Source organism: Pseudomonas sp. Bc-h, from assembly GCF_002080045.1.
Classification (GTDB): domain Bacteria; phylum Pseudomonadota; class Gammaproteobacteria; order Pseudomonadales; family Pseudomonadaceae; genus Aquipseudomonas.
The window spans coordinates 1-13978 of the sequence record NZ_MUIN01000014.1; the positions used below are offsets into that span (position 1 = coordinate 1).

Sequence of the window (13978 nt, forward strand, 5' to 3'; positions counted from 1 at the left end):
TGTCAGGCAGACCGCTTTCGCTGCCGTCGTGACCTCCGGCGTCTCCCACAGTTATTGCGTCATGGCAGAGTTTGGGATCGACTGTTGCGCCATGGCAGAGTCTGGGATGGACATGTTGCGCCATGTCAGCATCATGAAGCCGACACAAACCCTGTGGGAGCTGCTGGAGCTGTGCGACAGCCGCGAWTGCGGTRYGTCAGGCAGATCGCTTTCGCTGCCGTCGTGACCTCCGGCGTCTCCCACAGGGAGCTGCTGGAGCTGTGCGACAGCCGCGAATGCGGTGCGTCAGGCAGATCGCTTTCGCTGCCGTCGTGACCTCCGGCGTCTCCCACAGTTATTGCGCCATGACAGGGTCTGGGATCGACTGTTGCGCCATGTCAGCATCTTTAAGTCGACACAAACCCTGTGGGAGCTGCTGGAGCTGTGCGACAGCCGCGATTGCGGTRTGTCAGGCAGACCGCTTTCGCTGCCGTCGTGACCTCCGGCGTCTCCCACAGTTATTGCGTCATGGCAGAGTTTGGGATCGACTGTTGCGCCATGGCAGAGGGAGCTGCTGGAGCTGTGCGACAGCCGCGAATGCGGTGCGTCAGGCAGATCGCTTTCGCTGCCGTCGTGACCTCCGGCGTCTCCCACAGTTATTGCGTCATGGCAGAGTTTGGGATCGACTATTGCGCGATGGCAGCGTTTGGGATCGACTGTTGTGCCATGTCAGCATCATGAAGCCGACACAAACCCTGTGGGAGCTGCTGGAGCTGTGCGACAGCCGCGATTGCGGTGTGTCAGGCAGACCGCTTTCGCTGCGGTCATGATCTGCGCGTCAAGCCTACTGATCCTGCTCTCGAAGCCGCTTGTACAAAGTATTCCGGCTAACCCCAAGCCGCTTGGCCAGCTGCGAAATATTCCCTCCGGCCGCCTGCAGTAACTCGTTCAGTTCCTCCGGCGTATCCAGCACGGCCCTGCGGTTGAGCGCGGTCTCTTCCGGCTCATTGTTCTCGCCTTCCATTTCCAGATCGGCAAAAAAGTCTTCGGGCAGGTGTTCGCTGGAAATGGGTTGATCGTCTGCCAACGCAAGAGCGACCTGGATCACATTACTCAATTGCCGCAAATTCCCCGGCCACGGGTGGCGTTCGAACAATTCGAGCACCAACGGCTCAAACCCTGCGGTCTGCTGCGGTTCGCGGTGCTGATCCCAGATCGCCCGCACCAGCTCGGCCTTGTCCGTGCGCTCGCGAAGTGGCGGCAGTTCGAGGTTCAAACCGCTGATGCGGTAATAAAGATCCTGCCGGAAACGCCCGCTCTGCACGTGTTGGCGCAATGAACAATGGGTGGCGGAAATGACCCGGATGTCCACGGGAAATAACTCGCTGCTGCCCAATGGCTGTACGCAGCGCTCCTGTAAAACCCGCAGTAGCCTGGCCTGAACGGGAAGGGGCATGTCACCGATCTCGTCCAGGAACAACGTGCCTTTGTCGGCCTTGCGAATAAGTCCGACGCTGCCTTTATGATGAGCTCCGGTAAATGCCCCTTTTTCATAACCGAAGAGTTCGGCCTCGACCAGCTCCGAAGGAATCGCCGCGCAGTTCACTGCAATCAATGGCTGATGGGCGCGCGAGCTGGCCTGATGCAGCGCTTTGACGAACACTTCTTTCCCCGCGCCCGTCTCGCCGAGAATCAGTAATGGCACGTTCTTCTCTAAAAGACGCTGAGCCTGACGGGCTGCCTTTGCCACCTTCTCGTCCCCGGACTCCAGCACACCAGGCCCTGTCTCGGTTTTGGATTCAGGTTTTTTCGGTGTCTGCACGGTTCTGAGTTTCAGCACCGGTGCTTTCGGCCTTTTGATCAGGCATTGAAAACGGTTGTGCCCGGAAGCCTGCAGCGCGAACGGCTGGCCTTCCTGCTGCGCGAGCAGATGCGCAATCGGCGCCTTGAACAAGTTTTCGATATTCACCTGTAAAAGACTCACGCCCAGCAAGCTGTCGGCGCGGCGGTTGCCGCAAAGGATTCGCCCGCTTTCATCGAATACCAGCAGCCCGGCCCATTGGCTGTCCAGGTTGTTCAGGCCGGTGTTGAAGGTCAATTGAAAGTGACTGTTCTGGAACTGGTCGAGGATCAGCCGGTTTTCGATGGTCTGACTCATCATCTTCACCATCCCCAAGGTGTGGGAGGGTGGCAGGAAGCTGTCGCTGGACACATCGAGTACCGCGATCATCCGCCGCGACGCATCGAAAATAGGCGCTGCAGACCCGGTCATGAAGCGGTTGGCCTTGAGAAAGTGTTCATCGTGCTCAATGTGAACAGCCTGTTCACAGGCCAGCGCCGTGCCAATGGCGTTGGTGCCCACCCCGCGCTCGAGCCAGCTGGCGCCCGCCACGAACCCCGCCTGTTGCGCAGGCTCGACAAAACGCTTGGTCCCCCATGAATTGAGTACTTGACCCTGTTGGTCGGCCAGCAGAATCAGACAATTGGAATTGCTCAGGATGTTTTCATAGAACGGCAGAACCTGCTGATGAGTGGTCTGCACCAACGAATGGTGGCGTTCCAGCAGTTGCGAAACCTGTTGTTCCGGCAAGCGGCCGAAGGCTGGACGAGACTGGTGGTCAAGGCCGAACTCGCGGCAACGGGCCCATGAGTCCTGAATGATGGTGTCGTGAGCAGCGGATGCGCCGGGTGTGGCCATGGGCATGAGTCCGTCCGAATACTTTTATTGTTTTTGGGATACGGCTTTTGGCAGAGCATCCGTGCTCGAAACGTTCACCCATTGTTGTTCAGGATTGTTCAAAGTCAATGTTCATTTTGTTCAGGTGTTCAGTATTTTCTGTTCATTGTTGTTCAGTAACGAATATTTACATACGGTCTTAAAATGCCAGATGGCTCTATTTCGGGGCTTTCACCAATGTGCGCGATAACGAACCTCGATTGGCACGATTGTCGCTATCCAACAAGCGGTCGACGAATGTCACGACCCGAGCACGCCACACCCTGAGCAACACCCCGAGCAACACCCTAATAAGAACAGATAAAAGGGCACGCCATGTCTCTCACGCTTGAGCACGTCAGTCGCGCAGTCGACGGTCAGATCTGGATCGACGATGCGTCGCTGAGCTTCGAACCCGGCTCATTCAACGTATTGCTGGGGCGCACCTTATCAGGCAAGACCAGCCTGATGCGCTTGATGGCCGGTCTGGACAAGCCAGACAGCGGCCGAGTACTGATGAATGGCAAAGATGTCACCCAGATTGCGGTGCGCCACCGCAACGTCTCCATGGTTTACCAGCAGTTCATCAACTACCCGAGCATGACCGTCTACGACAACATCGCCTCGCCCCTGCGCCAGGCGAAGATGTCCAAAGACGAGATCGAAAGCCGCGTGCGGGAAACCGCCAAAATGCTGCGGATTGAAAAATTCCTCACGCGCTACCCCCTCGAACTCTCCGGCGGCCAGCAACAGCGCACGGCCATGGCCCGTGCGCTGGTCAAGGATGCCGAGCTGATCCTGTTCGACGAGCCGCTGGTCAACCTCGACTACAAGCTGCGCGAAGAACTGCGACAGGAAATGCGCCAGCTGTTCGAGACCCGCAACACGATTGCAGTGTACGCCACCACCGAGCCCAACGAGGCATTGGCGCTGGGCGGTACCACGACAATCCTGCATGAGGGCCGGCTGATCCAGCACGGCAAGACCCCCGAGGTTTATCACCAGCCGAAGACCGTGCTGGCCGCCGAGCTGTTTTCCGAACCACCGATCAACCTGATGCCCGGTCGTATCGACGGCAATGAGGTGAGCTTCGCCAATTTCGTGCATTTCCCGCTCAACGTCGATCTGCGCAAGATCGGCGATGGCGAGTACGGTTTCGGCGTGCGTCCGAGTCACCTGAGTCTGGTCCCCTCCAACGACGACGATCTGGAGTTGGCAGTGACGGTCGAGCTTGCCGAGATCAGCGGCTCGGAAACCTTCCTGCATGTGCGCAATGAGCATTTCTCGCTGGTGCTGCACCTGCCGGGTGTCCATGAATACGACGTCGATACGCCGATTCGCGTGTACATCCCGACTCATAAACTGTTCGTATTCGATCAGCAGGGCGGCCTTATCCAGGCACCGGGCCTGCGCATGGCGAGGGTTGCCTGATGGCCGAGATCCGCTTGCAACAACTCGCGCACAGCTACAGCGCCACGCCCAGTGGCCCTGAAGACTATGCCATCCGGGAAATGACCCACATCTGGGAGCAGGGCGGGGCCTATGCTTTGCTCGGCCCGTCGGGCTGCGGCAAATCGACGTTGCTCAACATCATCTCCGGCCTGCTCAGCCCGTCGGAAGGCAAGGTGATGTTCGACTCCACCGTGGTCAACGACATGTCGCCGGAGCAGCGCAACATTGCGCAGGTTTTCCAGTTTCCGGTGGTCTACGACACCATGACGGTGTACGACAATCTTGCCTTCCCCTTGCGCAATCAGGGCATGGCGGAAGCGAAGATTCAGATCAAGGTGCAGGAAATCGCCGACGTACTGGACTTGCAACCGCTGCTGAAAAAGAAGGCCAAGGGCCTGACCGCCGATGAGAAGCAAAAGGTGTCGATGGGCCGCGGGCTGGTGCGTGATGACGTGTCGGCGATTCTCTTCGACGAACCACTGACCGTGATCGACCCGCACCTGAAGTGGAAGCTGCGGCGCAAGCTCAAGCAGATCCACGAGCAGTTCAACATCACCATGGTCTACGTCACCCACGATCAGTTGGAGGCCTCGACCTTCGCCGACAAGATCGCGGTGATGTACGGCGGCCAGATCGTGCAGTTCGGCACGCCTCGCGAGCTGTTCGAAAAACCCCATCACACGTTTGTCGGCTACTTCATTGGCAGCCCTGGCATGAACCTGATCGAGGTCAAGCCCGAGGCGGGTGGTGTCGGTTTCGGAGGGATTCATCTGCCATTGCCGGATGCGCTGCAACAGCGTCTGGCTTCGACGCAGTGGACCACCCTCAAGGTCGGAATCCGTCCGGAGTTCGTGCATGTCTGGGACGGGCCATTCGATGACGCCATGTGTGCCGATGTGACCTACGTCGAAGACCTGGGTACCTACAAAATCCTCACCCTGGACCTGGCCGGGCAGTCGCTCAAGGTCCGCCTGCAGGAAGACAAGCCGGTGCCGCAAGGCCAGGCCTGGATCAGTTTTCCGGCCCAGTGGCTGATGCTCTACGCCGACGAATTTCTGCTTGAAGCGGCTGTGAACCAATTGCCGGCCAGCGAGGTGCCCCATGAGTAAGGTGCAGAACAACAAGGCCTGGTGGCTGGTGCTGCCGGTGTTTCTGCTGGTAGCGTTCAGCGCCATCATTCCGATGATGACCGTGGTCAACTACTCGGTGCAGGACATTTTCGACCAGTCCAGCCGTTATTTCGTCGGTGCCGACTGGTTCAGGCAGGTGCTGCAGGATCCGCGTCTGCACGACTCGTTGCTCCGCCAGTTCATCTATTCGTTCTGCGTGTTGTTGATCGAAATCCCGCTGGGTATCGCCATCGCGCTGACCATGCCGACCAAGGGCCGCTGGTCCTCGTTGTGCCTGATCGTGATGACCATTCCGCTGCTGATTCCGTGGAACGTGGTCGGGACCATCTGGCAGATCTTCGGCCGGGGAGACATTGGTCTACTGGGCTGGTTTCTCAACAACGTGCTGCACATCAGCTACAACTACGCGGCCAACGCGTCCGACGCCTGGGTGACGGTGCTGGTTATCGACGTATGGCACTGGACCTCTCTGGTGGCGTTGCTCTGCTACTCGGGGCTGCGTGCGATTCCGGACGTGTACTACCAGGCCGCGCGGATCGACCGTGCATCCAACTGGGCGGTGTTCCGACACATCCAGTTGCCGAAGATGAAGAGCGTGCTGCTGATCGCCGTGATGCTGCGCTTCATGGACAGCTTCATGATCTACACCGAGCCGTTCGTGCTCACCGGTGGCGGGCCTGGCAACTCGACGACCTTCCTCAGCCAGACCCTGACCACCATGGCGCTGGGGCAATTCGACCTGGGCCCGGCGGCGGCATTCTCGCTGGTGTATTTCCTGATCATTCTGTTGGTCTCGTGGGTGTTCTACACCGCGATGACCCACGGCGAAAAGAACTGAGGAACGGCTCATGAAGAAGCGCGAAACGTCGCCGTGGAAAAAGATCGTACCGCTGTGGATCTACCTGCTGTTTCTGCTGGTACCGATCTACTGGCTGGTGAACATGTCGTTCAAGACCAACACCGAAATCCTCGGCGGTCTGACGTTGTTTCCACAGGATTTCACCCTTGCCAACTACAAGGTCATCTTCACCGACGAGAGCTGGTACAGCGGGTACATCAACTCGCTGTACTACGTTTGCCTGAATACCGTGATATCGCTGAGCGTCGCATTGCCTGCCGCTTACGCATTTTCACGCTATCGTTTCCTCGGCGACAAACACCTGTTCTTCTGGCTGCTGACCAACCGCATGGCGCCGCCCGCGGTGTTCCTGTTGCCGTTCTTCCAGCTGTACTCGTCCATCGGCCTGTTCGATACCCACATTGCTGTCGCACTGGCTCACTGCCTGTTCAACGTGCCACTGGCGGTGTGGATTCTCGAAGGGTTCATGTCCGGCGTGCCGAAGGAGATCGACGAAACGGCCTACATCGACGGTTATAGCTTTCCCAAGTTCTTCGGCAAGATTTTTATTCCGCTGATTGGCTCCGGTATCGGTGTGACGGCGTTCTTCTGCTTCATGTTTTCCTGGGTCGAGCTGTTGCTGGCTCGGACCCTGACATCGGTCAACGCCAAGCCCATCGCGGCGGTCATGACGCGCACGGTGTCGGCATCGGGGATCGACTGGGGTGTGCTGGCGGCAGCGGGGGTGTTGACCATCCTGCCGGGCATGCTAGTGATCTGGTTCGTTCGCAATCACGTGGTCAAGGGCTTTGCTCTTGGTCGTGTCTGAGGAGTCGAAAAATGGAGTGGATGTCCTGGACACTGCCAACCGCCATCTTCTTTGCGTCCATCGCCGCCATTCTGGTTGCGATGACCGTCTGGGAGCTGCGCTCGGCGAGCATTGAACGTCGCGGTTTCCTGCCGATTGCCACCACACGTGGCGACCGGCTGTTCATCGGTCTGCTCGGTAGCGCCTACCTGCATCTGCTGGTGATCGGCGCGACCGACTGGAATATCTGGGTCGCCTCCGGGCTGTCCCTTGTTTGGCTGTTGGTGGTAATGCGTTGGGGTTGAAGGCCGGGCGGGCTGCTGCCAATGCAGCCGGGCTGGCGGGATTTGCAAAGCGGGACTACATAAGAATCAATACTGGAGGTGTCTATGTTCAATAAGAAAAACAAGCTGCGACATAGTGTGACGGTAGCAACGATGGTGATGCTCAGCGGATTGAGCGTTTCGGCATGGGCCGATCAGTACGAAGATGCGGCGAAGAAGTGGGCGGCCAGCGAGTTCAAGCCGACTACTCTGTCCGACGCCGACCAGCTCAAGGAACTGGAGTGGTTCATCAAGGCTGCCGAACCGTTCCGCGGCATGGACATCAAGGTGGTTTCCGAAACCTTGACCACCCATGAGTACGAATCGAAAACCCTGGCCAAGGCCTTCACCGAAATCACAGGCATCAAAGTGACTCACGACCTGCTGCAGGAAGGTGACGTCATCGAGAAACTGCAGACCGCCATGCAGTCGGACAAGAGCATTTATGACGGCTGGGTCAACGACTCCGACCTCATCGGTACACACTTTCGCTATGGCAAGGCGTTGTCTCTGACCGACCTGATGGCCAGCCCGGAAGGTGCCAAAGTCACTTCTCCTACTCTGGATATCAAGGACTTCATCGGCACCTCGTTCACCACCTCGCCTGAAGTCAAAGACGCATCCGGCAAGGTCGTCACCCCGGCCAAGCTTTACCAACTGCCCGACCAGCAATTCGCCAACCTGTACTGGTTCCGTGCCGACTGGTTTGAGCGTCCTGACTTGAAAGAGAAATTCAAGGCCAAATACGGCTATGAGCTGGGCGTTCCGGTGAACTGGTCGGCTTATGAAGATATCGCCAAGTTCTTCAGCGAAGACGTCAAGGAAATCGACGGCAAGAAAGTCTACGGCCACATGGACTACGGCAAGAAAGACCCGTCCCTGGGCTGGCGCTTCACCGATGCCTGGTTCTCCATGGCAGGCAGCGGTGACAAGGGGCTGCCAAACGGTCTGCCGGTTGACGAGTGGGGTATTCGCGTAGAGGACTGCCATCCGGTTGGTTCGAGCATCACTCGCGGTGGCGACACCAACGGCCCGGCCGCCGTGTACGCAACCCAGAAATATATCGACTGGCTGAAGGCCTATGCGCCGCCGGAAGCGGCGGGCATGACTTTCTCGGAGTCGGGCCCGGTTCCGTCGCAGGGTAACGTTGCTCAGCAGATTTTCTGGTACACCGCCTTTACCGCCGACATGACCAAGCCGGGCCTGCCGGTGATGAATGCCGACGGCACGCCGAAATGGCGTATGGCGCCTTCGCCGAAAGGCCCTTATTGGAAAGAGGGCATGAAGCTGGGCTATCAGGACGTGGGTTCGTGGACCTTCCTCAAGTCGTCCGACGAGAAGAAGCGTCTCGCTGCCTGGCTCTACGCGCAGTTCGTGACCTCCAAGTCGGTATCGCTGAAGAAAACCATCGTCGGCCTGACGCCGATTCGGGAGTCGGACATCAACTCCAAAGAGATGACCGCGCTGGCGCCGAAACTCGGTGGTCTGGTTGAGTTCTATCGCAGTCCGGCCCGCGTTCAATGGTCGCCGACCGGCACCAACGTTCCTGATTACCCGAAACTGGCTCAGTTGTGGTGGAGTCACGTAGCGGAGGCGGTGACCGGAGAGAAAACTGCGCAAGCAGCGCTGGACGGTCTGGCCAAGGATCAGGATGCGATCATGACCCGCATCGAACGCTCCAAGGTTCAGGATGCCAGTGGTTGCGCACCGAAGATGAACCCGGAAACATCGGCTGAAGAGTGGTACACCAAAGCCGAGAAGAGCAACGGTGCTTTCCTCGCGCCGCAACGCAAACTGGCCAACGAGAAACCGAAGGGCGAAACCATCGCGTACTCGGATCTGTTGAAGAGCTGGGAAGCGGCCAAGAAGTAAGGGTGAGAGATGAAGAGGGACGGCGCCTATGGGCGCCGTTTTTTTGTGTTCGACGGGGCATGGAGGTGTCAGGCCTGACGCGTTTGTTCTGGCTAACGCCAGACCTGTTTCGACTTCGTCGAGTTACTTTGTTTTGGCAGAGTAACCAAACCATTTCGCTCCACTGTCCGGCCCCTCCTTCGTCGGGGTTCCCTCGCTCCGGCATTGCTCCGTGGGCCCGCCGCAAACGGGCCATCCATGGCCCAATGCGGCTCTCGCGGCATCCATGCCGCTCGGCCCACTCCGCAATACCTCCACTCGGCCTCCCAAAGTCGCAATCTGTGGCGTCAGTAAGATTTGCGCTCAAGAACTCCACACCTTCCCGTAGCAGTCCGGCTTGCCGGCGGCAGCGATCACAAGGACCCCACCGCCGGTAAGCCGGACCGCTACGGGATCGGTGTCGTGCTTTTGATTTGCTTTTGATCTTAATGCGCGACAGCCCAGACACCACCAAACGCGACTTGGGTGCAGGCCGAACGCAGGTCTCGTGGAGTGGGTCGAGCCGCATGGATGCGGCGAGAGGCGTGTGGCCCATGGATGGGCCATTCACGCCGGGCCGACGGAGCGAGACCGGAGTGAGGGAAGTCTGACGAAGTCAGACCCCAACCAAGAGAAAAAGCCCTTGGTTACTTGGGGCTTTTCCAAGTAACTCGACGAAGTCGAAACAGGTCTGGCGTTAGCCAGAACAACAGCGTCAGCCAAGCACCTCACTACCTCAAAAAAACGCCGGGCAAAAAAAACGGCACCGCCCGGATGCCGTTCTCTTACGCATACAATGCCAATCAGCTATGCAGTGTTTCCGCTGCGTACAGGGTGTTCTCCAGCAGACAGGCGCGGGTCATCGGGCCTACGCCGCCTGGCACTGGAGTGATCCAGCCGGCGCGGGGCAGGGCGGTCTCGTAGACCACGTCACCGACCAGCTTGCCGTCGTCCTGACGATTGATGCCAACGTCGATAACGATGGCGCCTTCCTTGATCCACTCACCCTTGACCAGGCCCGGCTTGCCGGCGGCCACGACCACCAGGTCGGCACGGCCCACATGGCCTGCCAGATCCTGAGTGAAGCGGTGAGTGACGGTCACGGTGCAGCCGGCCAGCAGCAGCTCCATCGCCATCGGGCGACCTACGATGTTGGAAGCGCCGACCACCACAGCATCCTTGCCGTACAGATCCACACCGGTGCTTTCCAGCAGGGTCATGATGCCTTTCGGTGTGCAAGGGCGCAGCAGCGGAATACGCTGGGCGAGACGGCCTACGTTATAGGGATGGAAACCGTCGACGTCCTTGTCCGGACGAATGCGCTCCAGCAGGCTGGACGAATCCAGATGCTCGGGCAGTGGCAGTTGCAGCAGGATGCCGTCGATGGCCGGATCGTCATTGAGGCTGTCGATCAGATCGGTCAGTTCGGTCTGAGTGGTTTCGCTGGGCAGGTCGTAGGCCCGGGAGATGAAGCCGACCTCTTCACAGTCTTTGCGTTTGTGCGAGACGTAAACCTGAGAGGCGGGGTCGCTGCCGACCAGAATCACCGCGAGGCCCGGCGTGCGCAGCCCTTGCTCGCGACGTTCGGCGACTCGTTGGGCGATCTGCTGGCGCAGGTTGGCTGCGATCGCTTTGCCGTCTATTAGTTTTGCAGTCATTACGCGTGATTAACCATCGGAAGGGAGGGAAAAAGAGCGCGCATTCTCGCATGACCTGAGGCAAGGGCAAAGGCGGTTGGTCTGCTTAATAAGCTAACCCCTTTAATTAACTGAATTTTTTAGAAAAAAGTGTTGACGACCTTTGGGACCGTCTATAAGATTCGTCGCACTTGTCGGGCACAACCCCACACAGGATTGGCCGGAAGCGGTGGATCAGGTCGAAAGGTTGATTAAGTCAGGTAGAGTTCAGATCGGCTCAGCGTGATTGAAAGCTCTTAATTTGTAATCGTAAGAAAGCAAATTAAATAAGCGCCCGTAGCTCAGCTGGATAGAGCATCCGCCTTCTAAGCGGATGGTCGCAGGTTCGAGTCCTGCCGGGTGCGCCATTACAGGCAGCTTTGGCACAAGTAGCATTCAAGTTGAATGCGTCGGTTACAACGCAATATGGTGGGCGTAGCTCAGTTGGTAGAGCACGGGATTGTGACTCCCGTTGTCGAGGGTTCGATCCCCTTCGTCCACCCCATATTCGAAAAGGCGCCAGATTCATAATCTGGCGCCTTTGCTTTAAGCGCATCAAACGCGGATGTGGTGGAATTGGTAGACACACTGGATTTAGGTTCCAGCGCCGCAAGGTGTGAGAGTTCGAGTCTCTCCGTCCGCACCAGCTACAAACCTCGATGAATGCCAAGGTGTTCAAGAGGATCGAAAAGCCGCCCAGTGCGGCTTTTTTTGTTTCAGCGTATTGGTTTCATGCTGGTTCGAGCCTGTCACGCCGTCATCGACGGGCTTTTCCGGAGTGTTTCCAGGGATTGGATCGACATTCGGTCGTGCCTTCGCTTCCTTTATATAGAGGCGCGCAAGGTGCGTTCCAGACCGCTCGCGAAGGTCTTGATCTTCGTCCTTTCTTTCCCGATTGCACTCCACTGTGTTTACCCTCGTTCAGTAGGGTGACTTCTTGAGTTTGACCCACTAGAATGCTTGCCCTTGATTCTGGGGTCGGAAACGGCCGGCTAACGTCTGTGCAACGAGGAATATCCATGCAAGTTTCTGTTGAAAACACTTCCGCTCTCGAGCGCCGCATGACCATTGGCGTGCCAGCTGAGCGCATCGAGACTGAAGTCAACAAGCGTCTGCAGCAGACCGCACGTAAAGCCAAGATCCCGGGCTTCCGCCCTGGCAAAGTGCCTATGAGCGTGATCCGCCAGCGTTACGAAGACGGTGCTCGTCAGGAAGCACTGGGCGACCTGATCCAGGCGACCTTCTACGAAGCAGTCGTCGAACAAAAGCTGAACCCGGCCGGCGCACCTTCCGTCGAGCCTAAAACCTTCGAAAAGGGCAAGGACCTCGAGTACATCGCTACTTTCGAAGTGTTCCCTGAGTTCTCCGTTGCCGGCTTCGAGTCCGTGAACGTCGAGCGTCTGTCCGCTGACGTCGCTGATTCCGATCTGGACAACATGCTGGAAATCCTGCGCAAGCAGAACGTCAGCTTCGAAGTGGCCGATCGCGCCGCTGCGAACGAAGACCAGCTGAACATCGACTTCGTGGGCAAGATCGACGGCGAAGCATTCGCTGGCGGCTCGGCTACCGGCACTCAGCTGGTACTGGGCTCAGGTCGCATGATCCCTGGCTTCGAAGATGGCCTGGTTGGCGCCAAGGCGGGTGAAGAGCGCGTTCTGAATCTGACTTTCCCAGAGGACTATCAGAATCTGGAACTGGCTGGCAAAACCGCCGAGTTCACCGTCACCGTCAACACCGTATCGGCACCGACCCTGCCAGAACTGAACGAAACCTTCTTCAATCAGTTCGGCATCAAGGAAACCGGTATCGAAGGCTTCCGCACCGAAGTTCGCAAGAACATGGAGCGCGAGCTGCGTCAGGCGATCAAGTCCAAGGTCAAGAACCAGGTAATGGACGGTCTGCTGGCCGCCAACCCGATCGAAGTGCCAAAAGCGCTGCTGGAAAACGAAGTGAACCGTCTGCGCGTTCAGGCCGTTCAACAGTTCGGCGGCAACATCAAGCCTGACCAACTGCCAGCCGAGCTGTTCGAAGAGCAGGCCAAGCGCCGCGTCGAGCTGGGCCTGATCGTTGCTGAAGTCGTCAAGCAGTTCGACCTCAAGCCTGACGAAGCCCGCGTTCGCGAGCTGATCCAGGAAATGGCTTCCGCTTATCAAGAGCCTGAGCAGGTCGTAGCCTGGTACTACAAGAACGAACAGCAAATGAACGAAGTGCGTTCGGTTGTGCTTGAAGAACAAGTTGTGGATACTGTTTTGCAGAAAGCGAGCGTGACCGATAAAGCGGTCTCGTACGAAGAAGCAGTCAAGCCGGTAGAAGCTCCACAAGCCGACTGATTTCCTCTCTCGTTCGAAAACACCATAAGCCAGCCTTCGCGCTGGCTTATGCGTATTCAAGACATGACTATTTGGGAGTGAATGCGAGACATGTCCCGCAATTCTTATATTCAGCAGAACTCTGACATCCAGGCCGCTGGCGGCCTGGTCCCGATGGTTATCGAGCAGTCCGCCCGTGGCGAACGCGCCTATGACATCTACTCCCGCCTGCTCAAGGAACGCGTCATCTTCCTGGTAGGACCGGTTGAAGACTACATGGCCAACCTGATCTCGGCGCAATTGCTGTTCCTTGAAGCGGAAAACCCGGACAAGGACATCCATCTTTACATCAACTCCCCAGGTGGTTCGGTGACCGCTGGCATGGCGATCTACGACACCATGCAGTTCATCAAACCGGACGTTTCCACGACTGTCATGGGTCAGGCCTGCAGCATGGGTGCATTCCTGCTGGCTGGCGGCGCCAAGGGCAAGCGTTTCGCCCTGCCGAATTCCCGCGTGATGATTCACCAGCCACTGGGCGGTTTCCAGGGGCAGGCGTCGGACATCGACATTCACGCCAAGGAAATCCTGTACATTCGCCAGCGTCTGAACGAGCTGCTGGCGCACCATACTGGCCAGTCGCTGGAAAACATCGAGCGCGACACCAACCGCGACAACTTCATGAGCGCAGAACGCGCTGCTGAATACGGTCTGGTGGATTCGGTGCTCGACAAACGTCAAATGATCAAATGATTGCTTGATAGGCAGTAATCCCGGGTGGTCGGCACGTCCGTGCCACCTGCGGACTTGAAAAAGCCCGCAATTGCCTTCATCTTGTGTTGCAAGCCTACCGGATT

At 57.9% G+C, this 13978-nt stretch carries 11 protein-coding genes and 3 tRNA genes; 12 read left to right on the top strand and 2 right to left on the bottom strand.

Annotation, left to right across the window (positions count from 1 at the left end):
- On the top strand, positions 1-226 hold a 226-nt coding region (locus BWR59_RS32660; RefSeq protein ID WP_218191281.1), incomplete at its 5' end, for a hypothetical protein.
- Between the two features lie 597 nt (positions 227-823).
- Here the strand turns inward: BWR59_RS32660 and BWR59_RS26455 are convergent.
- Positions 824-2677: a sigma-54-dependent Fis family transcriptional regulator gene (locus tag BWR59_RS26455; protein WP_081568652.1), complete on the bottom strand. Its 1854-nt coding sequence runs from the start codon at positions 2675-2677 to the stop codon at positions 824-826.
- A 354-nt stretch (positions 2678-3031) separates the two neighbouring features.
- Between BWR59_RS26455 and BWR59_RS26460 the strand changes: the two genes are divergently transcribed.
- The 6 genes from BWR59_RS26460 (at position 3032) to BWR59_RS26485 (ending at position 9118) form a co-directional block, all read left to right on the top strand.
- Complete coding sequence (locus BWR59_RS26460) at positions 3032-4126, top strand: ABC transporter ATP-binding protein (protein WP_081568653.1); 1095 nt, start codon at positions 3032-3034, stop codon at positions 4124-4126.
- The gene (locus BWR59_RS26465; RefSeq protein ID WP_081568654.1) at positions 4126-5256 is read left to right on the top strand and encodes an ABC transporter ATP-binding protein; all 1131 of its coding nucleotides are present in this window, start codon (positions 4126-4128) and stop codon (positions 5254-5256) included. The genes BWR59_RS26460 and BWR59_RS26465 overlap by 1 nt, the downstream gene beginning before the upstream one ends.
- A complete protein-coding gene (locus BWR59_RS26470; protein WP_081568655.1) occupies positions 5249-6115 on the top strand; it encodes a sugar ABC transporter permease in 867 nt (288 codons plus the stop codon). The genes BWR59_RS26465 and BWR59_RS26470 overlap by 8 nt, the downstream gene beginning before the upstream one ends.
- Before the next feature lie 10 nt (positions 6116-6125).
- Positions 6126-6944, top strand: coding sequence for a carbohydrate ABC transporter permease (locus BWR59_RS26475; RefSeq protein ID WP_081568656.1), 819 nt, complete (start codon positions 6126-6128; stop codon positions 6942-6944).
- 11 nt (positions 6945-6955) lie between these two features.
- Positions 6956-7228, top strand: coding sequence for a DUF2160 domain-containing protein (locus BWR59_RS26480; RefSeq protein WP_081568657.1), 273 nt, complete (start codon positions 6956-6958; stop codon positions 7226-7228).
- A gap of 84 nt (positions 7229-7312) precedes the next feature.
- Positions 7313-9118 carry an ABC transporter substrate-binding protein gene (locus tag BWR59_RS26485; RefSeq protein ID WP_081568658.1) on the top strand — a complete coding sequence of 602 codons (1806 nt, stop codon included), beginning with the start codon at positions 7313-7315 and terminating at the stop codon, positions 9116-9118.
- Between the two features lie 821 nt (positions 9119-9939).
- Here the strand turns inward: BWR59_RS26485 and folD are convergent.
- Positions 9940-10794 (bottom strand): bifunctional methylenetetrahydrofolate dehydrogenase/methenyltetrahydrofolate cyclohydrolase FolD, encoded by an 855-nt coding sequence (folD, locus tag BWR59_RS26490; protein ID WP_081568659.1) that lies wholly within the window; start codon positions 10792-10794, stop codon positions 9940-9942.
- Between the two features lie 309 nt (positions 10795-11103).
- Here folD and BWR59_RS26495 point away from each other — a divergent pair.
- The 5 genes from BWR59_RS26495 to clpP all read left to right on the top strand — a co-directional run bounded on the left by BWR59_RS26495 (position 11104) and on the right by clpP (position 13874).
- A tRNA-Arg gene (locus tag BWR59_RS26495) sits at positions 11104-11180 on the top strand.
- 61 nt (positions 11181-11241) lie between these two features.
- A tRNA-His gene (locus BWR59_RS26500) sits at positions 11242-11317 on the top strand.
- A 56-nt stretch (positions 11318-11373) separates the two neighbouring features.
- Positions 11374-11458 (top strand) — tRNA-Leu (locus BWR59_RS26505).
- A 373-nt stretch (positions 11459-11831) separates the two neighbouring features.
- A complete protein-coding gene (gene tig, locus BWR59_RS26510) occupies positions 11832-13142 on the top strand; it encodes a trigger factor (RefSeq protein WP_081568660.1) in 1311 nt (436 codons plus the stop codon).
- A 90-nt stretch (positions 13143-13232) separates the two neighbouring features.
- On the top strand, positions 13233-13874 hold the full coding sequence (gene clpP / locus BWR59_RS26515; RefSeq protein ID WP_081568661.1) for an ATP-dependent Clp endopeptidase proteolytic subunit ClpP: 642 nt from the start codon (positions 13233-13235) through the stop codon (positions 13872-13874).
- The last annotated feature ends 104 nt before the right edge of the window (positions 13875-13978 follow it).

Coding starts and splice junctions, on each gene's coding strand:
- BWR59_RS26455 (WP_081568652.1), bottom strand. CDS start 2,677: ATGGCCACACCCGGCGCATCCGCTGCTCACGACACCATCATTCAGGAC.
- BWR59_RS26460 (WP_081568653.1), top strand. CDS start 3,032: ATGTCTCTCACGCTTGAGCACGTCAGTCGCGCAGTCGACGGTCAGATC.
- clpP (WP_081568661.1), top strand. CDS start 13,233: ATGTCCCGCAATTCTTATATTCAGCAGAACTCTGACATCCAGGCCGCT.
- BWR59_RS26485 (WP_081568658.1), top strand. CDS start 7,313: ATGTTCAATAAGAAAAACAAGCTGCGACATAGTGTGACGGTAGCAACG.
- BWR59_RS26465 (WP_081568654.1), top strand. CDS start 4,126: ATGGCCGAGATCCGCTTGCAACAACTCGCGCACAGCTACAGCGCCACG.
- folD (WP_081568659.1), bottom strand. CDS start 10,794: ATGACTGCAAAACTAATAGACGGCAAAGCGATCGCAGCCAACCTGCGC.
- BWR59_RS26470 (WP_081568655.1), top strand. CDS start 5,249: ATGAGTAAGGTGCAGAACAACAAGGCCTGGTGGCTGGTGCTGCCGGTG.
- BWR59_RS26480 (WP_081568657.1), top strand. CDS start 6,956: ATGGAGTGGATGTCCTGGACACTGCCAACCGCCATCTTCTTTGCGTCC.
- tig (WP_081568660.1), top strand. CDS start 11,832: ATGCAAGTTTCTGTTGAAAACACTTCCGCTCTCGAGCGCCGCATGACC.
- BWR59_RS26475 (WP_081568656.1), top strand. CDS start 6,126: ATGAAGAAGCGCGAAACGTCGCCGTGGAAAAAGATCGTACCGCTGTGG.